Below are 19,476 nucleotides of genomic sequence, written 5' to 3' on the forward strand. Positions count from 1 at the left end.
ACCTCGCCGCCCGCCGCGGGCGGCAGTGGCGCTCCGCGACCTGCACCTTGGCCGCGGCAAGGGATAGATCCGCAGCGGATATCAACGGGACGGCAACATGATGTTCCGGTCTGGGCCGGGCACGACGCCGCGCCACCCCGGCGCGCCGGTACAGCCTGGGGCCTCCGGGCGGCAGTCGTAACCGGTATAATCTAACTGACTGTATTAGATGAGATTTATTTTCATTTTCTGCCGCGGTTGATTTTCGCCGGGCAGAGTGGCGGCGCAGGCTAACCCCCCCACCATTGGGCTAATGTTGACGCTGTGTTTAATTCCTGGCCGGTGAACCGTCTATAATAGAGCCCGTATAGAACGATCTGCGAATGAACGCCAGCCGGCAGAGGTCCGTCAGCCTCAATCTCCACACCCGTGGCGGCACGCATCTGCCAAGCAATCATCTTCGACAACAAGTAAGGATGCATCATGTCTGAAATCCGATTGACTCGCGAGCGGGCGGTGACCACGCTACCCCATTCGCGGTGGGGAAACGCCGGTGAAGCGCCGGTGTCGGCGGTGGATGCGCTGGAACAAGGGCGGGTGGTCTTCTTCCCGCATCTGGCGTTTACGCTAACGTCGGAAGAGTTGACGCTGTTGCCCCCCGCACTGGCGGCGCCCAAACGGGAGCATATCACATTCCGCCCGCAAGAAGATGGGCTCTGCGGTATCGTCCGGGCAGAAAAACAGCCGTTGGCGCGCCAGCTGCTGTTGCGCCATCATCTGGCCTGCTATCGTCTGGTGGCGGAGGTGCTGCCGGAATATCAGCAAATGCTGCACAGCCCCATCAATACCCTGCGCCTGCATCCGGCCGATGCCTGGCGCCAAACCGCCTTTTGGCGCCGGGATGACAGCCGCCTGCATGTGGATGTGTTCCCCTCCACCCCCAATCGCGGCGAACGTATCTTGCGTATTTTCACCAACATTAACCCTTGCGGGCAGAGCCGCTCGTGGCGGGTGGGGGAGACGTTCGAGAAGTTGGCGCAGCGGTTTTTGCCGCGCCTGGGCCGTTTTTCCTCTTCGAGCAGCTGGCTGCAAAAGGCCGTGGGCATGACCCAAAGTTACCGCACCCATTACGATCATCTCATGCTGGAAATGCATGATGCCATGAAGGGCGATCCGGTGTATCAACAGGGCGGTCCGCAGGTCACGCTGGATTTTCCCGCCGGCAGCAGTTGGATCTGTTTTTCCGATCAAACGCCCCATGCCGCCATGGCGGGGCAGTTTGTGCTGGAACAGACGCTATTACTCCCGGTCAGCGGCATGAAGCACCCTGAACGGGCACCGCTGAAAATTCTGGAAAAATTAACCCGCACGGCACTGACGTAACGTTGCTGCGAAAGCATTGGGCAGCGGGTGTCCCTCAACCGGCGGCCGTCCGGTCGGGGAAAAACAGGCTAAAGTGAATCTCACCGTTCGCAGCGCAGTGAACGCTGGCGTCGCCTTGATGCAATGTCATAATGGCTTTCACGATGGACAGCCCCAGTCCGCTGGCGTTGCCGCTGCTGGTGCGTGCATCATCGGCGCGGTAGAAACGATCGAACAACTTATCCAGATGCCGGGCGGCCACCGGTTCGCCCTGATTGATAACCTCTATTTGCCAGCCCTGGGCTTGCCTGTGGCCGCGCAGATGGATTTCACCACCGGCGTGGGCATAGCGGATGGTGTTATCCACCAGATTGCTTAGCGCGCGCCGCAACAGCATGGGATCGGCGCAGACCTGGCCAGCGCCGGAAGCGCACAGCGTTAGGTTGCGCTCTTCCGCCAGACCCTCGAAGTAATCGGCAATGCGCTGCAGCTCGGCGTCCAGTGACAACGTCACTGGCTTAATGACCGATTGTGCCTGACTGGCACGGGCGAGAAACAAAATATTTTCCATCATTAGCGAAATGCGCTCCAGCTCCTCGGTATTACGGGCCAGCACACTTTCATATTCCTCCACCGATCGACGCTGGTAGAGCGTCACCTGACAATGGCCCATCAGCGCATTGACCGGCGTGCGGATCTCATGGGCCAAATCGGCGGAAAAACGGCTGAGGCGTTGATAGCCGTCGGCCAACCGATCGAGCATTTGATTAAAAGGCGGATCACCTGATGCAGCTCGGCCGGCGCATCCTGCTCCGAGAGCCGGGTGGTGAGGGTTGCGGGATGGATTACCTCCGCCTGCTCCGCCATGCGCCGCAGTGGCGCCAGACCGCGGCGCATCACCACATACCCCATCAGCGCCAGCAGCGCGAACGCGCCGGCCACCGCCAGAATGATGCGCTGGCGATAGCGCGCCAGCATACGGGTTTCGTTGGTCATCACATGGCCGGCGGTGATGGTCACCGCCCCCTGGCCGGCGACCGCCGCCTGCGCCGTGACATAACGTATCGGCACGCCCTCCGGCGTTACCGCGTCATGGACCGTCGCCAGCGTCAACGGCGCGCTGACCGCCACCGGCACCACCGCCGGCAGGATGTAGTGGCGGGGATTGACATTGATAAGCGGCGGTTGCCAGGGGCGTTGAAACATGAGGATGTCATTTTCATTACCCAGCATGTTTTCAAACAGGCGCGGATTTTCGCTCAGACGCGCCAGGGGGAAGCGACCGCTCAGCAGATGGCGGAAATACTCTACCCGACCAGAGGTCTGAAAGCCCGCCTGTTGGCGCAGCGCGCGCCATATCCGAATACAGATAGACGCCGACGGCGCTCACCACCAGGGCCGCCAGCAGCGCCGAACGCAGAGTCAGCGACAGCGCGAACCAGCGGAAACGGCGGTTCACGAGCGCGGCTCGCAAACATAGCAGATACCGCGCACGGTGTGAATCAGTTTCACCTCGAACGGGCGGTCGACTTTCGCCCGCAGGCGCTTGACGGCCACGTCCACCACATTAGTGTCGCTGTCAAAATTCATATCCCACACCTGGGATGCAATCAGGGTACGCGACAATACTTCTCCCTGCCGGCGGACAAACAGCGCCAGCAAAGCAAACTCTTTGTTGGTCAGAACAATCTGGCTTTCCTGGCGCTCGACCCGCCGGCGCAGCATATCCAGATGCAGATCCGCCAGATGGTAGTCGGTTTCTTCGCGCGCCACACCGCGGCGCAACAGGGTACGCACGCGCAGTACCAGTTCGGTAAACGAGAACGGCTTGACCAGATAATCGTCGGCGCCCAGCTCCAGACCGTGGATGCGATCTTCTACCCGGTCGCGAGCGGTCAGAAACAGCACCGGGATATCGCTTTTCTTGCGGATGATTTCCATGAGCTGCCAGCCGTCAAGCCCCGGCAGCATGACGTCCAGCAGGATAATGTCGTACACATATTCCAGCGCCAGAAACAGACCCTCGGTGCCGGTGGGCGCGATATCCACCCGGTAGCCAGCCTCGGTCAGACCCTTGCGTAAATAGGCGCCGGTGCTGATGTCGTCTTCTACTATCAATATACGCATACCCGCCCGCCCTCACTCAACCGGTCGCCATTGTAGCAGCTTGCCACGGGCGTTTTGATGACATTCATTATTGTCATGGAACGGTCATCTGCCTGACCGGGTGGTTTTGCCAGACTCAATCCCGTACCCGGCTTGAACCGCCGCGCGAGTGGCGTGCAGTACCTTCGTGGCCCCCAGAGGCCAATGCATAATGACAGGAGAGATAAATGGCTAAGCATACCGTATTAACAGGACTGGTGGCGCTGACGCTTGGCGCGACGGCGGTATTCGCCGCGAATCCGCAAGAAAAACCGGTGATGCCGCTGCGCGGCACGGTAACGCAGGTCAATGGCGATCAGCTGCAGCTGACCGACAGACGAGGGGAAAAGTTAACGGCCGAGTTGACCGCCGACACCAAAGTCGCGGCCGTCTCCCAGGGCAATATTAACGATATCAAGCCGAACAGTTTTATCGGCACCGCAGCGTCGCCGCAGCCGGATGGCAGCTTGAAAGCGCTGGAAGTGCATGTGTTTGATCCGTCGCTGCGCGGCTCGGGTGAGGGTTTCCGCCTGTGGCAGGGCGCCGACGGTAAAACCGGCACCATGACCAACGGCACGCTGGTGAACGCCAATGGCCGTACCATGACCGTTAAATACCAAAACGGCGAGAAGAAAGTCGTGGTCCCCGAAGATGTGCCGGTGGTCGCGCTTGCGCCGGTGGATCGTTCGCTCATCAAACCGGGGGTGCATATCGTACTGTTTCCCGCCGCGCAAAGTGACGCCAACCACCTGGTCGCCGGGAACATCGTTGCCGGTGTCAACGGCATCGTTCCGCCCATGTAACTCCACCCCCCGGCCAGCCCGGCGCGGCGCGGGTCTGCATGACAACGGGAGGACGCAACATGATAAAACGAGCGACTTATACATCCCTGACCCTGTTGCACCGCGCGCCGGTTCGGCTGATGCACTGGCTCAATGTACCCATCATGGCCGGTATGTTCATGAGTGGCTGGGGGATCTATAACGCCTCGCCTCTGTTCGCTTTTACCTTTCCCGACGCCATGACCATCGGCGGCTGGTGGGGCGGCTCCATCGCCTGGCACTTGGCGGTGATGTGGGCGCTGGCGGCCAACGGTTTACTGTATCTGCTTTGGGGTGTGGGCAGCGGCCATTTTCGCCGCGATTTTCTGCCGCTCACTCCCGGCGCCGTACTCAGGGAAATGAAGCAGGCCGTCACCTTTCTGCTGACGCACCGGCTTGGCCACTACAATGCGGTACAAAAAGCGATGTATTGGGGCGTGCTGCTGTGCGGCGCGCTGCTGGTGTTGTCCGGGCTGTCCATATGGAAACCGGTACAGCTCTCCTGGCTGGTGGCGCTGTTCGGCGGTTTTGATTTCGCGCGCCGGGTGCATTTCCTCGCCATGAGAAGCATTGGCCTGTTCGTTATCATCCATGTTGCGATGGTCGTCCTGGTGCCTTCAACGCTGCTGCCTATGTTAACCGGCACGTCACGGAAACAGCATGATGAACAATGACCGTAAACCGGTGCCGCCGATCCTGGCGCCGGCGCAACGTAAAATTCTCCACCGTCTGCAACGCCGTTTGCTGCTGCGCTCTGGTTTGTCCCTCGGCGCGCTGACCCTATTGACCGGGTGCAACTTACAAGACGGCGATGAGGTGGACAAAGCCCTCTGGGCGATGTCGCGTTTTAACGACAGGGTACAGTCCTGGTTGTTCAGCGGCCAGCGGATGGCGCAAACTTATCGGCCGGAGCAGATGACCCGGCCGTTTCCGCTCAATGCGTTTTATTCACAATATAACGTGCCGGCGGTGGACATCGCGGATTATCGGCTGGCGGTGTCCGGGCGGGTGGCGGATAAGTCCCCTTGGACGCTGGATCGGCTGCGCGCGCTGCCTCAGCAGGAGCAAATTACCCGTTTGATTTGCATTGAGGTCTGGAGCGCTATTGGCTCCTGGCGCGGCGTGCCGCTCAAAACATTTCTCGAACGTGTCGGTGCGGATATGCGCGCCGCCTTCGTGGCGTTTCGCTGCGCCGATCGCTATTACAGCAGCCTGGATATGGCCACCGCTCTGCATCCGCAGACTACCCTGGCGCTGGATTTCGCCGGGCAAACGTTGCCCGATGAATACGGTTTTCCGCTGCGTCTGCGTGTGCCGACCAAACTGGGTTTTAAAAACGCCAAACACATTGTGTCCATTGCGGTGACCAACGATTACCCCGGCGGTTACTGGGAGGATCAGGGCTATAACTGGTTCAGCGGCATTTAAACCGTCCGGGTGGCAGAAGCGACACGGCCGCCGGCCTACGCCGTGGCCCGCGCGGGTGGCGGCCACGTCCCGTTGCGGCACTGGCGGGTGAGTGGAGGAAACGGCGCGGCTATGGGGGGCGATGTCAGCGCCGACGACAAGGCGAACGACGCGGCGCACACCCCTTCGGCGCCCGGTGCGGCACTGGCGGATGAGTGGAGGAAACGGCGCGGGTATGGGGAGCGATGTCAGCGCCGACGACAAGGCGAACGGCGCGGCCACCCCCTTGCTGCCGCGGCAGGGATCCCGCCAGATCCGACGGTGAGCTCGCCTGTCGGCGCGGGTCGGTTCGGGGCAAGGCGGGTCAACCGGCGGCGGGCGCTGAGGTTGACTCGCCAGCGCCGGCGGCGGGTGGTTGGCCTGGAATAATGGGCGTCTTAGTCTTGTTAAGCGCATGGATGAATGCGTCACCCATCTGGAGATGCTGTTTGACCAAGGTGGGCGGCGTCAGCGCCAGCCATTGTTTCAGCGAAATATCCGCATAGTAGTCGCTTCTGAACAGTTCCAGAAAGCGCAGCGGCCGGGTGCCGGTATTTTCAATGTAGTGCCCGGCGGCAAAAGGCACATAGCCCACGTCTCCCGCGCGATAATTGAAGGTTCGCGCCTGACCCGAAGCGGCGAATACCCCCATCCTGCCTTCACCTTCCAGATAATATTGCCATTCATCATTATTAGGGTGCCAGTGCAGCTCCCGCAGCGCTCCCGGCTCCAGTTCCACCAGCGCCGCGGCGATGGTGGTGGAAACCTTGAACTGGCTGGCGTCTACGATGCGCACGCTGCCGCCGGGCAGGCTGATGGGTCTTTGCTTGAGTAGACGGTAGGTAAACGGGTTGGGGACGGACGGCGTACCATTAATGCGATCCTGTGCGAGCGGACCCGGTGGGGTGGCGGCGAAAATGTATTCATCGTCCGGCTCGGGCGACCGGCTAAAGGTTTCAGCCGGCATGCTGAAGTTTTTTGCCAGCACCTCCGGCGGGATATGTTTAAACCAGTCGCTCAGCAGGAACGTGCTTTCTTCGTCGAAACCGCCATTGTCGAACGCCAGCAAAAATTCGCAACCGTCTGCGCCGATGCCTTGGATAGCATGTGGGATCCCAGAAGGGAAATACCACAGATCGCCGGTTTCGACATCGTCCACGAACCAGCGGCCATCGGCGTCTACCGCGCACACCCGGGCGTGACCATAGAGCATATAGCCCCATTCTCTCTCTTTGTGCCAGTGTAGCTCGCGGACCCCGCCGGCGTTGAGTCGCATGTCCACGCCGGCAATGGTTTTTGCCACGCCCAGTTCACGCTCGGTGACCTGACGCGTCCAGCCGCCGCTGCTTTGGCGCACGTGGGCATCGGCGAAGGAGAAACGGAGATTGGGCAGCGTGCCATGGTCGCTGGCCGGCGGGTTGAGGATAGCGGGATTCTCCGCGTCGCGCAGCGCATCCCTCGGGCCCGGGTCGGTACCGCCGTTGCCGTCGCCGCGCTGGGGCTGGGGAAGGGACGCGCTATGGGAATGCGCTTTACCCGCGGCCAGAGCCACGGTACCTGACAACGTAAGCGACATAAAATCCCGACGCGTGAGATGATTGATCATTTGCACTCCCTTGTTGATGCTAGAGAAGACGCAAACCGCCGACGGCCGCGGGAAGAGCGTGGCGCACCGGCTCAATCTGCCGGCAGGGCACAACCAGAGGAACAAACCCGGACGGGGGGATGCGCGTATACGCTGACATTACTTGGCTGATAATAAGTGGGAAATTGATGAAAGTTAATAAGTTAATTGAAGGTGTTCATATATATCGGCCGCTTGTTTATGGTGTATTTAACTAATTGATATTCAAATATTTATTTGAGAATTATTCTCGGTTTAATGATTTGAGCTTCGGATTGTGACACTGCCTACTGCCGCTGCCAGACTTCAGCCGCCCACCGCCAGCCGGGCTGATTGCGCAGACCGGCCACGTAACATGCGGGAAATGACCGCAGCCGCTGTCAGGCGCAAAGCGGCACGCGCCGCGCCCGTGGCGACAAATGATATTGCTGAGACCGATTCCGCAGATCTCTGGCGTCAGGATGATTATAGTAATCATCGAGTCGTTAACCCGGATGAAGGGCTTATGAACATTATCGCGGTGGGTGAGTTGTTGTGGGACTGTTATCCTGGCGGCCGCCAGATCGGCGGCGCGGCGGGGAATTTTATCTATCATGCCATGCAGGCGGGGGCACAGTCGCGTCTGATATCGGCTGTCGGGCGCGATGCCGCCGGCGATGATTTGCTGGCTGAATTGGCCCGGCGTGGCGTGGCCTGCCATGTACAGCGCAATGACAGCTACCCCACCGGCAAGGTCGAGGTGATGCTGAAGGCGCGCGGCGTACCCGAGTATGAGATTGTCTCGCCGGTGGCCTGGGACGTTATCCAGCCTGATGTCACGCTGGTGGCGGGTGTGCGGGCGGCGGATGTTCTGTATTTCGGTAGTCTGGTGCAGCGTCACCCGCCGAATCAACGACTGTTGCAGATGCTGGTGATGCTGCTACCGCCGACGGGCAAAGTGGTGGTGGATATCAATTTGCGTCATGGCCATTACACGCCGGAAGTGATTGCATTTTGCCTGCGCAACGCCCAGTTTCTCAAATTGAACGACGAAGAGCTGCCGCTGATTGCCGACATGTTCAGTCTGCCGCGCGATGCGGACGGCTTTTATCAACAGTTGCGCCGCACGGCGCGTCTGGAGATGCTGATGTATACCCGCGGCGAGCGCGGAAGCTTGCTGCTGCGCGGCGATGACCGTGATGAACGCCCGGGACAGCAGGTGGCGACGACTGATACCGTCGGCGCGGGGGATGCCGGTCGTGACCGGGTCGACGCGCTAAGCGACCGACTCACAGGTTATCAGCGTGGGCCGCGTCCCTACTACGTGGGCGGCGCCACCGGCAAAGTGACACGCGCCGACAAAGCTAAGCCCGCAGGTGGCCCGCAATGCGGCCCATCAGGCAACGTTAAGACGCCCCGGCGAGGAGGGGCCGCTGGCGGTCGTGGACGGGAGGCGCCACCGGCAACAGTGACACGCACCGACAAGAATAAGCCCGCCGGTGGCTGGCAACCGGGGGCGTGCGGTCAAGGGTGAAAGCTTCCGGCCGCGCAAGGCACGTGGGTGAATACAGACCAGTGGGGAATAAAACGCTGACGCTGCGGGCATAACCACACCACACCGCGCCGTTACCCGTTGCGGCGGCGTGTAGTGACGCTGCGTTGCCAGGCGCGGCGCAGTGCCTGCGCCAGCTGCTGCTGGCTAAACGGCTTCGCCAGCCGCTCACAAAACGGCAGCGCGCCGTCGACTTGATGACGCAAATCCTGGCCGCTGACCAGCAGCACCGCCAGCGCGGTGTCCTGCTGCATGGCCTGACGTATAACATCGGCTCCATTAAGCGTGCCCGGCAGCATCAGGTCGCTTAGCAGCAGATTGATTTCCGGCGTTTGGCGCAGCAGGCGCAGCGCCTGCTCGCCCCCGGCGCACTCAATGGTCAAATACCCCAACTGATGCAAATATTCGCACAGCGTCTGGCGCACGTCCTCTTCATCCTCCAACACCAGCACCAGGCGTTCCGCCTCGCTGGCGGTCACAATCGGCAGGGTCTGAGGCGGGGCCAGCGCCCGTGCCGGCGCGCGCGGCAGCTGCAGCCGTCCCCGCGTCCCCTGTCCCGGCGCCGTGTCCAGCTCTACTTTGCCGCCGGATTGGCGAATAAAACCATATACCATGGAGAGGCCAAGGCCGCTGCCGACCGCCTTGGTGGTAAAAAACGGCTCAAACACCTGCGCGCGCACCTCGGGCGTCATGCCGCAGCCCCGATCGATGACCTCAAGGGTTACCATTTCCTGCTGCTTGCCGCTGCTGCGCGCAACGCGTTCATTGACAATACACAGGTGGATATCCCCGTCGCGTCCCTGCATGGCGTCGCGTGCATTGACCACCAGGTTTATCAGCGCATTTTCCAACTGGCCGGGATCGATCCAGGCATGCCAGACGCCGGGCTGGGCGTCTATGACCAGAGATTGCCCCGGCAACAGGGATTGCTTGCGCGAAAAGGCCAGCAACCGCTGGGTGAGCTGCGCCGCGCGCTCGGCGGCTTTTAATGCGCGCGCGATTCGCCGGCCGGCGGCGGCATCGGCGGGCTGACCGGCGGAGAGCTCCAGGCTGCCGATAATAACCGCCAGCAAATTGTTGAAATCGTGCGCCAGTCCGCCGGTCAGCTGGCCCACCGCCTTCATTTTCTGGCTGTGCACCAACGCTTCTTCCAGCGCCCGTCGTTCGGTGCGTTCCAGCACGGTATTGACCATGCCGTGTCCGGGCACCGGGCTGAAACGCAGCTCAATCACCCGTCCGTCCGCCAGCCGCAGCTCCTGTGGCTGCGGCAAGGCCTGGCGCAGGTCCGCCAGCGCCTACTCCCCTCGCTGTAACCGCTCGTTGGGCAGCCCCAGCAACAGCGGATATTGCGGATTCCACACCACCAGCTTACCGTCACGATCGAACAGCGCGAAGCCGTCGCGCATGGCAATAAAAGTAGTTTCCAACTGAGTGCTTTTCTCCCTAAGCAGTCGCGAGGTTTGTTCAAGGGAGTCGGTGTTGCGGGCAAACACATTGAAAGCCCGCGCCAAATCCCCCAGCTCGTCGCGCCGGGTGAGCGCCGGCACGCTGACCTCCCGCTCGCCGCTCGCCAGCCGGGTCATCGCGTTGGCGATGGCGGTGAGATTGGAGCCGAGATTGCGATAAATATAAAGCCCGGCAAAGCCGGTTATCACCAAGGCTATTAGGGCGAACAGACCGATAAAAGCGATGACCGAGTTTAGTTCGCGATGGGTCGCCTCGGTGCGGTATTCAGTGGACTGCGCCACCTTGGCGACATAGTGGGTGATGTCCAGATTGAGCATCGCCACCAGCGCTTTGATTTGATAGGTATAAAAGGCAATCGCCAGATCGCTTTGGTCCAGCGCTTGCGCGATAGGCGTCAGCCGCCGCTGGCCGTCGCGGAACTGTTGCATTTTGGCGTTCAGTACGCTTGCGTCGTCCGGCAACATGGGCCAGTCGCGCATTACGCGATCGAGCTGAAACATCACCGCATGTGGGGAGGGGGTGTCGATGGCGATAGTCAGCAATTGATCAATTTCGCGCCGCAGCCTTGCTGTGGGTTGACGGCGCCCCTGGAGGCGCAGCATTTCATCAATGTGGGCGAGCGTTAACTGGCACTGATACAGCGCGCTCAGGAGCTGGTTGCGCTGCAAATGGCGGATATGGCTCAGGGTAAGCAGTTGGCCGATACTTTGCTCCAGGGTGAGGCTGCGCTCGGTAATCAGGCGCACCAGCTCCGGCTCGCTGCGGGCCAGCGGCGAAACGGCGACAATTGACAGCGAATGTTGCAACGCCAACTGGGTTTGCCGTAGCCGGTCGGCTTCGCTGCGGTATTCCAGCGCGCCTATTACCTGCGACAAACGGACCGCCGCGGTGGGCCACATTGGCCGTATCGCGCGCCAGCGCCAGGCTGCCGGTCATATCATCCAGCGTGCGTTCCTGCGCCTGCTCTTGAATCGTCCCGGCGTGATGAAAGCCGATAATCGCCACGCTGCTCACCATCAGCGTTACCGCCACCACCAGAAGATTGAACATCAGCAGGCGGCCGCGCGCGCCGGCGAGTAATCGGGGAGGCATTGCTGCAAGGGCCATTATTCCGCTCCGCACAGGCGTTGAGAAAGGCAGTATAAGCGGGCGTCGCCGCCGGACTATGACAAAGATGAATGGCGTTTGACATTTTACATTTATGTCACGGTGCTCTACTGCCTCTATCCCCCACTCGGGCGAGGGCAGCATGACCACACCGCTACTGCAGATGAAAGCCATATCGCGCCGCTTTGGCCATTTCTATGCGCTACAAGACGTTAACCTGACAGTGTATGCCGGGGAAGTGCATGCGCTGATGGGTGAAAACGGCGCCGGCAAAAGTACGCTGATGAAAATCCTCGCCGGCGCTTATCCGGCCACCGGCGGCGAGATCCTGATAGAGTGTCGTCCGCTGTTGATGAAAGGGCCGAAAGATGCCCTGTCGGCGGGTATCACCTTGATTTATCAGGAGTTTAACCTAGCGCCGAATTTAACCGTCGCGGAAAACATATTCCTCGGCAGCGAAATTCACCGCGCCGGCATGGTCCATCGCCGGCAGATGGTGCAGACGGCGCAGCAAGTGCTTGACCGACTGGGCGCGCGCTTTCGCGCCAGCGACCGGGTGATGGGGCTGAGCATTGCCGAACAACAGCAGGTGGAAATTGCTCGCGCGCTGCATCGCCAGATCCGGATTTTGGTGATGTACGAGCCGACCGCCGCGCTGTCGACGCGGGAAACCGAGCAACTGTTCGCCTTGATTAAGCGTCTGCGGCAGGAGGGAATGGCGATTATTTACATCAGCCATCGCATGGCGGAGGTGTACGCCTTGTCCGATCGCGTCAGCGTCCTGCGCGACGGCCGTTACGTCGGTGCCTTGACGCGCGAGCAACCCTCCGCCAGCGAGCTGGTGCGGATGATGGTCGGGAGGGATACCGCTGAGCGATTTATTCAATAAACCGCCGGTGACGCCCGGCGGCGCGCCCCGTTTGACGGTCGAGGCGCTGACCGACGGCGGCAAAGTCCAGCCGTGCAGTCTGGAGGTCCGCGCCGGGGAAATCGTCGGGCTGGCCGGTCTGGTCGGCGCGGGGCGTTCGGAGCTGGCGCAATTGATTTTCGGCGTACGCGCCCATACCAGCGGGCAGATCTGGCTCGACGGCCGGCCGGTTAACATTGATTCGCCGCGGGCGGCCATTGCGCTCGGTATCGTTTTTCTCACCGAGAACTGTAAAGAGCAGGGGCTGTTTCTCGAACTGGCGGCCCATGAAAACATCGTCATGCCGACGCTTACGCGCGACGCGCGCTTTGGCCTTATCAACCGCGCCAAGGCCAGGCATATTTCTTCGGGCGCCATTGACGCGCTTCAGATCCGCGTGCCCCACGCGCAAGTCAGCGCCGGCGGCCTGTCCGGCGGCAATCAGCAAAAACTGCTGGTGTCGCGTTGGGTTGCTATCCGCCCGCGTATCCTGCTGCTGGACGAACCCACCCGCGGCGTCGACGTCGGTGCCAAAAGCGAAATCTATCGCATGATGAATGATGAGATGGCGAGCCAGGGGGTGGCCATCTTGATGATTTCCAGCGAGCTGCCCGAAGTCGTCGGTATGAGCGACCGGGTGTATGTCATGCGCGAAGGCGCCATCGCGGGGGAATTACGCGGCGACGAGATTAGTCAGGAGCACATTATGACGCTGGCCACCGGCGTTGATCTTCCCTTAACCGCCAACGCTTGAGGAGTTAGGCATGCCAGCGACAGAATCATCACCAGGCGCTACTTCCCGGCCTAAACGCGCTTTATGGAGCGATATCATGCAAAGCGTCGGCATCCTGCCGATGCTGATTGTTATTGTCGCGGTGTTCGGCGTCGTGACGCCGAATTTCTTTACCGACGCCAATCTGCTTAATATCACCCGCCAGGCGTCGATCAATATCGTGCTGGCCGCGGGCATGACGTTCATTATTTTGACCGGCGGCATCGATCTGTCGGTGGGATCCATGCTGGGCACCACGGCGGTGGTCGCTATGCTGGTGTCGCTTAACCCCACCTGGGCGGGATTGACCATTCCTGCCGCGCTGGCCGCCGGCTTACTGATGGGGCTTTTCAACGGCGTGCTGGTGGCCTGGGCGGGACTGCCGCCGTTTATCGTAACCCTCGGCACCTACACCGCCCTGCGCGGCGCCGCCTATCTGCTGGCGGACGGGACTACCGTCATTAATGCCGATATCAATTTCGAGTGGATCGGTAACGGCTATCTCGGTCCGCTGCCCTGGCTGATTATTTTGGCGTTTGCGGTCATCGCGCTGTGCTGTTTTATTCTGCGTCGCACCACGCTTGGGATCCATATCTACGCGGTGGGCGGCAATATGCAAGCGGCGCGGCTGACCGGCATCAAGGTCGGCGCGGTGTTGTTATTCGTCTACGCCGCCAGCGGCCTGCTGTCCGGGCTGGCCGGCCTGATGAGCGCCTCGCGCCTTTACAGCGCCAACGGCAATCTGGGCGTCGGCTATGAGTTGGACGCCATCGCCGCGGTGATACTCGGCGGTACCAGCTTCGTCGGCGGTATCGGTACCATCACCGGCACCTTGGTGGGGGCGTTGATTATCGCCACGCTCAACAACGGTATGACGCTGATGGGCGTCTCCTATTTCTGGCAACTGGTGATTAAGGGCGCGGTCATTATCATTGCGGTGTTGATTGATAAATACCGCACCCGCAACCACCAGACCGGTTAACGGCAGGTAACACGTCACGGGTACGCCGTTGCGCTGTCGGCGAAAACTGAGCTCTCTTTAGGAGAATAACGATGCGTTTCAATGCGATAATGGGCAGTATATTGATCGCCGCGACGCTGATGGCAGCGCCGCTGGCGCAGGGCAAAGAATTAAAATCGATAGGCGTAACGGTGGGGGACTTGGCCAATCCGTTTTTCGTGCAGATAACCAAAGGGGCGGAGCGCAAAGCGCGGGAGCTGTCCGGCGATAAAGTCAATGTGACGCTGGTGTCCAGCGGCTATGATCTCGGGCAGCAGGTGGCGCAAATCGATAATTTTATTGCCGCGAAAGTGGACATGATTATCCTTAACGCCGCCGATTCCCAGGGGATTGGCCCGGCGGTGAAACGCGCGCGTGATGCCGGTATCGTGGTGGTGGCGGTAGACGTGGCCGCCGAGGGTGCGGATGCCACCATTACCTCCGACAATACCCAGGCCGGCGCCATGGCCTGTCATTACATTGCCGATCGTCTGAAACAAAAAGGCAATGTGGTGATTATCAACGGACCGCCGGTCTCGGCGGTACAAAACCGGGTGGAAGGTTGTATGACCGAGCTAAAAAAATACCCGACAATCAAGTTGCTGTCCTATAACCAGAACGCCAAAGGCAGCCGCGAAGGCGGTTTGGAAGTGATGACCTCGCTGCTGTCGGCTAATCACCATATCGACGGTATATTTGCCATTAACGATCCCACCGCCATCGGCGCCGATCTGGCCGCCAAACAGGCGCAACGCAAAGAATTCTTTATCGTCGGCGTCGATGGATCGCCGGACGCTGAAGAAGCGTTGAAACGCAAAAATTCGCTGTTCGTGGCTACCCCGGCGCAGGACCCGCAGGTAATGGCGTCGAAAGCGGTGGAAATAGGCTATGACACTCTGCAGGGTAAACCGGCGCCAAAACAGCCGGTACTCATCCCGGTAACGCTCATTGACCGCAACAGCGTCGGCCAATATAAGGGCTGGACCGTAAAATAGCGCTGCTTGCCGGTTTCCCGACAGGCAACGTAGTCCCGGGGTTATGGTCGGTGGGCCGCCCCGGTTTCTCCCACCGGCTCTCAGCCCGTACTGGCTGTTCTTGTAGCGTTTTTTTTGCGGCGGGGAAGTTGCCTGGATTTTGTCAGGCAGGACGCCCTGGACGCCGCGGCGAAACTGGCGCGGGTTATGGCACCCGCAGCGCACGGCTGCTGGCGACTCTGCAGCGTCAGGGGTATCTGACGTCGCTGGATCTGGTGTCGCGGCAGGGGGATCCGCATTACCGCGATCGCGTACTCCCAGCACTGTGCTGGCTGGATTACCTGATCATCAACGAACTGGAAGCGGGAGAGTTCACGGGTCTTGCGCTACGCGACGGGCAAGGACGGTTGGTTAATGCTGTCGTCGCCGAAGCCGCCGGCCAGCTGCAGCGGCTCGGCGTGCGGCGGCGAGTGGTCATCCATGCACCGGAAGGCGCGTGGGGACAAGAGCCCGGCCAGCCCGGTCTGTGGCTGCCCTCATGGCGCCTCAGCGCGCAACAGATTGTCGGCAGCGTCGGCGCGGGGGATGCTTTTTGCGCCGGTGTACTGTATGCCAGCCATCAGCGCTGGCCGCTGGCGGAAACGCTCCAATTGGGCCATACATGCGCCAATTTCTGCCTGCGCGCCGCCAATGCGATTGAAGGCATCCGCCCGCTGGCGGTGATGCAGGCGGAAATGGCCCGCGGGGCGTCAGGCGATACGGCTTGTGAGGAGCGCCGCGCCGGGCCGGGTGACGTCGGCTGCGAAAACATAGCCTAGCCGGCGTATGGTGCGAATCAGCATGGGCTGATGAGGATTGGCCTCAATTTTGCGCCGTAAGCGCATGATGAGCACATCCACAGTGCGGTCAAAGACGTCCAGCGTTTCACTGTGGGTCAATTCCAGCAGTTGATCGCGGGTCAGGACGGTGCGCGCGTGGCGCACCATCGCCAGCAGCAGTTGGTACTCGCCTTGGGTCAGCAGCACCTCCTGGCGCTGGGGGTTAAACAGCGTACAGCGCTGCTCATTCAGCCGCCAGCCGTTAAACAGCCAGCCGACACCCTCGGCGCCGGCGCGGTAATCCAGACCCATCGCGCCGCTGCGGCGAAGCACCGCCTTGGCGCGCGCCACCACGACCCGGGGCGTGAACGGCTTGGCGATGTAATCATCGGCGCCCATTTCCAGACCGACGACGATGTCCGACTCCGCACCCAGGCCGCTTAACATGATGACCAGTAAGTCGGGACGCAGCCGCTGCAGTTGCTGGAGCACCAGCAGGCCGTTGGTATCGGGCAGCACTAAATCCAGCAGCACCAGCGCGATGTCAGGATGCTGATGCAGCAACGACAACCCTTCATAGCCTTGATGGCAGGTATAGACGGTGAAAACGTGTTCACTTAACACATCGTTGAGCAGCGCACAGATGGCCACATCGTCGTCTATTACCAGTATGGCGGGTTTCATCTCGGTAACCTTAAATATTGTGAACACGTTACAAAACAGTGTACCCGATGCAACTCGTGGCAAGGGGACCGACAACCGGAAATGTGAGGACTGTCGCTGCGTGGGTGGTTTTGTGAGCCGGGTCAGCCCGTGAGGCGAGCCGCAGCAGGCGGGCTTTTTACTGGCGCCGGGAGGGACGCCGCCGCACAGGGCCACGCACCGCCACCGCGAGGTTGCCGGCGCGTGGACGCCGCCGTATAGCGTCCCCGGCAATGTTAAGTATTAAAGGGGCGCAGGACAGGTTAGGGGAACCCAATCTGCCCCTTCGGCACCAAAATTTCGGAATACTGCGCATTTTTGACCCTCGACAGGCTAAAAACGCCGTGAAATGATTGACTTCACTCGCCCGACATGCCAAAAAAGTGAAGCCATTTTTTCGCTGGCAAACAGACGGCCCGTCGCGGCGCCCCCGCCCGTCAGGCCAGCAGGTGCAGTCCTACCAAGAGAGGAACGGTGAAACGATATTCTATTTGTCTCATTGTCGCTCTGCTGCTGACCGGCTGTGCTCGGCAAAGTCCTGAGCCGCCCAGGCAGGCGTTGACCACCCATCCTGGATCGAAACTGTTGATGCCGGTAACGCCGCCCGCGGGGTTGTATAGCGATTACATCCACGATTCAGCCAATATTTATGGCGTCGATGAGACGCTGGTGAAGGCCATTATTCAGGTCGAATCGGGATACAATCCGTCGGTGGTCAGCAAATCCAACGTCATCGGGCTTATGCAATTAAAAGCGTCAACCGCAGGGCGCGATGCCTACCGGCTGAAAGGGCGACACGGTCAGCCCAGCAGCCATGAACCCAAAGACGCCGCCACCAATATTGATCTCGGCACCGCGTACTTATCCTTGCTGCAGAAACAACTGGCGGGAATCATTAATCCAGAAACCCGGTGCTATGCGCTTACGGTGGCGTATGTTAACGGCGCCGGCGCCCTGTTGCGCACTTTTTCCGCTAACCGCGACGACGCCGTTGCCCAGATCAACCGGATGACGCCGGAACAATTCTATCAACATGTACAGCGCAAGCATCCCGCGCCGCAGGCGCCGCGCTATCTATGGAAAGTGAACACCGCCTACCTGGCGATGCGCTGACGCGCGCGGGGAAAGCGCCTCACCGGCTGCAGGCATTCGCCTGGTTAGCGAGGGTGAGGCCTACGTGCGGTCGCGAGGCGCAGGCCTCAAGCAGTCGGCGAGGGCGCGGCTTAGTTGTGTTTAGCGAGTTGCAGAAACCTGCGTCCTGAGCGAGGCGCAGGCCTTAAGACGTCGGCGAGGGCGAGACTTATGGGCGATCGCGGTGCGACATTTCCCGCTGCCCACCACGGTAGCGCCGATGAGCCTGCCGCCGCTATGCCTGCCGGGTAGGCGCAACGGAGGCGCTGTCGGCGGGTGTCATTCGGATCCTGGGGTACTTTTTCAGCCAGCGGCCGCTGGTCAGACGCCAATTAAACAGCAGTCAGCGGACTAGCCAGTCCAAAAACATGCCGAGCCAGATCCCCGCTACGCCCATGCCCAGCATGATGCCCAACGCGTAGCCGGCGACGATACGGCAGCCCCACATCCCCAGCAGCGAAACCCACATGGTGTAACGCGCATCGCGCGCGCCCTTCAACCCGGCGGGCAGCACCCATGACGCCGCCCAAAGCGGCATAAACGCCGCGTTGAGCCACACCAGCATTTTTACCACTGAGATAACATCCTCTTCGTTGGTATAGAACGCGGCCAGCAGCCCGGCAAAAGGCGCCGACAACAGCGCCAGCGCGCATAACCCCAATGTGGCGAGCCAGAATATATGTTTCAGCTGGCGTTCTGCCTGACCGATCTGCCGTTTCCCGAGCCGGGTGCCGACGATGATGGTTGATGCTGAGACAAGCGCGTTGCCGGGCAGATTGATAAGTGAAACGATGGAAAAGGCGATAAAGTTACCGGCGATCACGTTGGTGCCTATCCCGGCGACAAACACCTGGGTCAGCAGCTTGCCGCCGTTGAACAGCACCGACTCGATACTGGCGGGAATGCCAATGCCCAGCACCTCCATCAAAATACCGCTATTCATCCGGCTGAAATAGCTCTTCAAGGAGATTTTCAGCGCCGGGTTGAAGCCCGTCATCAGCACATAGATCACCGCCGCCGCGCCGATATAGCGCGAAATGGTCAGGCCCAGTCCGGCGCCGATAAACCCCAATCCCTGCCAGGAAAACACCCCGTAAATCAGCACCTACGTAATCATGATATTGAGAATATTCATGCCGCCGTTGATAAGCATCGGTATTTTGGTATTACCGGCGCCGCGCAGCGCACCGCTGCCGATAAGCGCGATGGCGGCGGCGGGATAGCTCCAAACGCTGATATGCAAATAACTTAGGGCCAGCGCCTTGACTTCCGGCGTGGCGTTACCGGCAATGACATTGATAATGTGGTGGCCGCAAAACTGAATGACCACCGCCAACACTACCGACAGCACAGTCATCAGCGCCAGCGATTGGCGGGCGGCGGCGCGGGCCCGCTCCGGGTTGCGCTTGCACAAACTGAAGGCCACCACCACCGTGGTGCCCAAATCCACTGCGGCGAAGAAGGCGATGATCACTATATTGAAACTGTCCGCCAGCCCGACGCCGGCCATCGCTTCTTTGCCTAACCAGCTGACCAGGAAGGTGCTCAATACCCCCATCAGCAGCACGCACATGTTCTCGAAAAAAATCGGCACCGCCAGCGGCGTAATTTCACGCCAGAACAGCACCAGATAAGAACGCCGTTTGGCATACCATGGCGTACGCTGGATGGCGTGCAGCACAGAGTTTCA

At 60.5% G+C, this 19,476-nt stretch carries 13 protein-coding genes and 4 pseudogenes; 10 read left to right on the forward strand and 7 right to left on the reverse strand.

Annotation, left to right across the window (positions count from 1 at the left end; translation table 11 throughout):
- Window positions 1-462 precede the first annotated feature (462 nt).
- Window positions 463-1,362, forward strand: coding sequence for a Kdo hydroxylase KdoO (kdoO, locus tag JZM24_RS13130; protein ID WP_215670194.1), 900 nt, complete (start codon window positions 463-465; stop codon window positions 1,360-1,362).
- Window positions 1,363-1,396: 34 nt separating this feature from the next.
- Here the strand turns inward: kdoO and JZM24_RS19465 are convergent, their stop codons facing one another.
- The 3 genes from JZM24_RS19465 to JZM24_RS13140 all read right to left on the reverse strand — a co-directional run bounded on the left by JZM24_RS19465 (window position 1,397) and on the right by JZM24_RS13140 (window position 3,468).
- The gene (locus tag JZM24_RS19465; RefSeq protein ID WP_312885012.1) at window positions 1,397-2,104 is read right to left on the reverse strand and encodes a heavy metal sensor histidine kinase; all 708 of its coding nucleotides are present in this window, start codon (window positions 2,102-2,104) and stop codon (window positions 1,397-1,399) included.
- The gene (locus JZM24_RS19470) at window positions 2,014-2,574 is read right to left on the reverse strand and encodes a hypothetical protein (protein ID WP_312885013.1); all 561 of its coding nucleotides are present in this window, start codon (window positions 2,572-2,574) and stop codon (window positions 2,014-2,016) included. The genes JZM24_RS19465 and JZM24_RS19470 overlap by 91 nt, the downstream gene beginning before the upstream one ends.
- A gap of 222 nt (window positions 2,575-2,796) precedes the next feature.
- Window positions 2,797-3,468, reverse strand: a complete 672-nt coding sequence (locus JZM24_RS13140) for a heavy metal response regulator transcription factor (RefSeq protein ID WP_215670195.1) — start codon at window positions 3,466-3,468, stop codon at window positions 2,797-2,799.
- A 206-nt stretch (window positions 3,469-3,674) separates the two neighbouring features.
- Between JZM24_RS13140 and JZM24_RS13145 the strand changes: the two genes are divergently transcribed.
- From JZM24_RS13145 to JZM24_RS13155, 3 genes are read left to right on the forward strand one after another with little or no spacing between them, the layout of a single operon-like run.
- On the forward strand, window positions 3,675-4,289 hold the full coding sequence (locus JZM24_RS13145) for a hypothetical protein (protein ID WP_215670197.1): 615 nt from the start codon (window positions 3,675-3,677) through the stop codon (window positions 4,287-4,289).
- Window positions 4,290-4,348: 59 nt separating this feature from the next.
- Window positions 4,349-4,981, forward strand: a complete 633-nt coding sequence (locus JZM24_RS13150) for a cytochrome b/b6 domain-containing protein (protein ID WP_215670199.1) — start codon at window positions 4,349-4,351, stop codon at window positions 4,979-4,981.
- The gene (locus JZM24_RS13155; RefSeq protein WP_215670201.1) at window positions 4,968-5,735 is read left to right on the forward strand and encodes a molybdopterin-dependent oxidoreductase; all 768 of its coding nucleotides are present in this window, start codon (window positions 4,968-4,970) and stop codon (window positions 5,733-5,735) included. The genes JZM24_RS13150 and JZM24_RS13155 overlap by 14 nt, the downstream gene beginning before the upstream one ends.
- A 343-nt stretch (window positions 5,736-6,078) precedes the next feature.
- On the opposite strand, the gene JZM24_RS13160 is transcribed toward JZM24_RS13155, so the two are convergent.
- A complete protein-coding gene (locus tag JZM24_RS13160) occupies window positions 6,079-7,356 on the reverse strand; it encodes a cupin domain-containing protein (protein WP_312885044.1) in 1,278 nt (425 codons plus the stop codon).
- Between the two features lie 526 nt (window positions 7,357-7,882).
- Here JZM24_RS13160 and JZM24_RS13165 point away from each other — a divergent pair.
- Window positions 7,883-8,890 carry a PfkB family carbohydrate kinase gene (locus JZM24_RS13165; RefSeq protein WP_215670203.1) on the forward strand — a complete coding sequence of 336 codons (1,008 nt, stop codon included), beginning with the start codon at window positions 7,883-7,885 and terminating at the stop codon, window positions 8,888-8,890.
- A 92-nt stretch (window positions 8,891-8,982) separates the two neighbouring features.
- Here JZM24_RS13165 and JZM24_RS13170 read toward each other — a convergent pair.
- Window positions 8,983-11,467, reverse strand: a pseudogene (locus tag JZM24_RS13170) (ATP-binding protein).
- 157 nt (window positions 11,468-11,624) lie between these two features.
- Here JZM24_RS13170 and JZM24_RS13175 point away from each other — a divergent pair.
- The 4 genes and pseudogenes from JZM24_RS13175 to JZM24_RS13190 form a co-directional block, all read left to right on the forward strand.
- A pseudogene (locus JZM24_RS13175) lies at window positions 11,625-13,143 on the forward strand (sugar ABC transporter ATP-binding protein).
- Between the two features lie 10 nt (window positions 13,144-13,153).
- Window positions 13,154-14,143, forward strand: a complete 990-nt coding sequence (locus JZM24_RS13180; RefSeq protein WP_215670205.1) for an ABC transporter permease subunit — start codon at window positions 13,154-13,156, stop codon at window positions 14,141-14,143.
- Between the two features lie 71 nt (window positions 14,144-14,214).
- Window positions 14,215-15,156, forward strand: a complete 942-nt coding sequence (locus JZM24_RS13185) for an ABC transporter substrate-binding protein (protein ID WP_215670206.1) — start codon at window positions 14,215-14,217, stop codon at window positions 15,154-15,156.
- Between the two features lie 185 nt (window positions 15,157-15,341).
- A pseudogene (locus JZM24_RS13190) lies at window positions 15,342-15,953 on the forward strand (PfkB family carbohydrate kinase); the annotation flags it as partial.
- Here JZM24_RS13190 and JZM24_RS13195 read toward each other — a convergent pair.
- Window positions 15,885-16,637, reverse strand: coding sequence for a response regulator (locus tag JZM24_RS13195; protein WP_215670209.1), 753 nt, complete (start codon window positions 16,635-16,637; stop codon window positions 15,885-15,887). The pseudogene JZM24_RS13190 and the gene JZM24_RS13195 overlap by 69 nt on opposite strands.
- Window positions 16,638-17,129: 492 nt before the next feature.
- On the opposite strand from JZM24_RS13195, the gene JZM24_RS13200 reads away from it, so the two are divergent.
- Window positions 17,130-17,768: a transglycosylase SLT domain-containing protein gene (locus tag JZM24_RS13200; RefSeq protein WP_215670211.1), complete on the forward strand. Its 639-nt coding sequence runs from the start codon at window positions 17,130-17,132 to the stop codon at window positions 17,766-17,768.
- A 253-nt stretch (window positions 17,769-18,021) separates the two neighbouring features.
- On the opposite strand, the pseudogene JZM24_RS13205 reads toward JZM24_RS13200, so the two are convergent.
- Window positions 18,022-19,467: pseudogene (locus JZM24_RS13205) on the reverse strand (EmmdR/YeeO family multidrug/toxin efflux MATE transporter).
- Window positions 19,468-19,476 lie beyond the last annotated feature (9 nt).

This window comes from Candidatus Sodalis endolongispinus, from assembly GCF_018777395.1.
GTDB classification, from domain to species: domain Bacteria; phylum Pseudomonadota; class Gammaproteobacteria; order Enterobacterales; family Enterobacteriaceae; genus Sodalis_B; species Sodalis_B endolongispinus.

What these genes read in the sequence shown, in the direction of transcription:
- kdoO (WP_215670194.1), top strand. Translation starts at nt 463, where the DNA reads ATGTCTGAAATCCGATTGACTCGCGAGCGGGCGGTGACCACGCTACCC.
- JZM24_RS19465 (WP_312885012.1), bottom strand. Translation starts at nt 2,104, where the DNA reads ATGCTCGATCGGTTGGCCGACGGCTATCAACGCCTCAGCCGTTTTTCC.
- JZM24_RS19470 (WP_312885013.1), bottom strand. Translation starts at nt 2,574, where the DNA reads ATGCTGGGTAATGAAAATGACATCCTCATGTTTCAACGCCCCTGGCAA.
- JZM24_RS13140 (WP_215670195.1), bottom strand. Translation starts at nt 3,468, where the DNA reads ATGCGTATATTGATAGTAGAAGACGACATCAGCACCGGCGCCTATTTA.
- JZM24_RS13145 (WP_215670197.1), top strand. Translation starts at nt 3,675, where the DNA reads ATGGCTAAGCATACCGTATTAACAGGACTGGTGGCGCTGACGCTTGGC.
- JZM24_RS13150 (WP_215670199.1), top strand. Translation starts at nt 4,349, where the DNA reads ATGATAAAACGAGCGACTTATACATCCCTGACCCTGTTGCACCGCGCG.
- JZM24_RS13155 (WP_215670201.1), top strand. Translation starts at nt 4,968, where the DNA reads ATGATGAACAATGACCGTAAACCGGTGCCGCCGATCCTGGCGCCGGCG.
- JZM24_RS13165 (WP_215670203.1), top strand. Translation starts at nt 7,883, where the DNA reads ATGAACATTATCGCGGTGGGTGAGTTGTTGTGGGACTGTTATCCTGGC.
- JZM24_RS13180 (WP_215670205.1), top strand. Translation starts at nt 13,154, where the DNA reads ATGCCAGCGACAGAATCATCACCAGGCGCTACTTCCCGGCCTAAACGC.
- JZM24_RS13185 (WP_215670206.1), top strand. Translation starts at nt 14,215, where the DNA reads ATGCGTTTCAATGCGATAATGGGCAGTATATTGATCGCCGCGACGCTG.
- JZM24_RS13195 (WP_215670209.1), bottom strand. Translation starts at nt 16,637, where the DNA reads ATGAAACCCGCCATACTGGTAATAGACGACGATGTGGCCATCTGTGCG.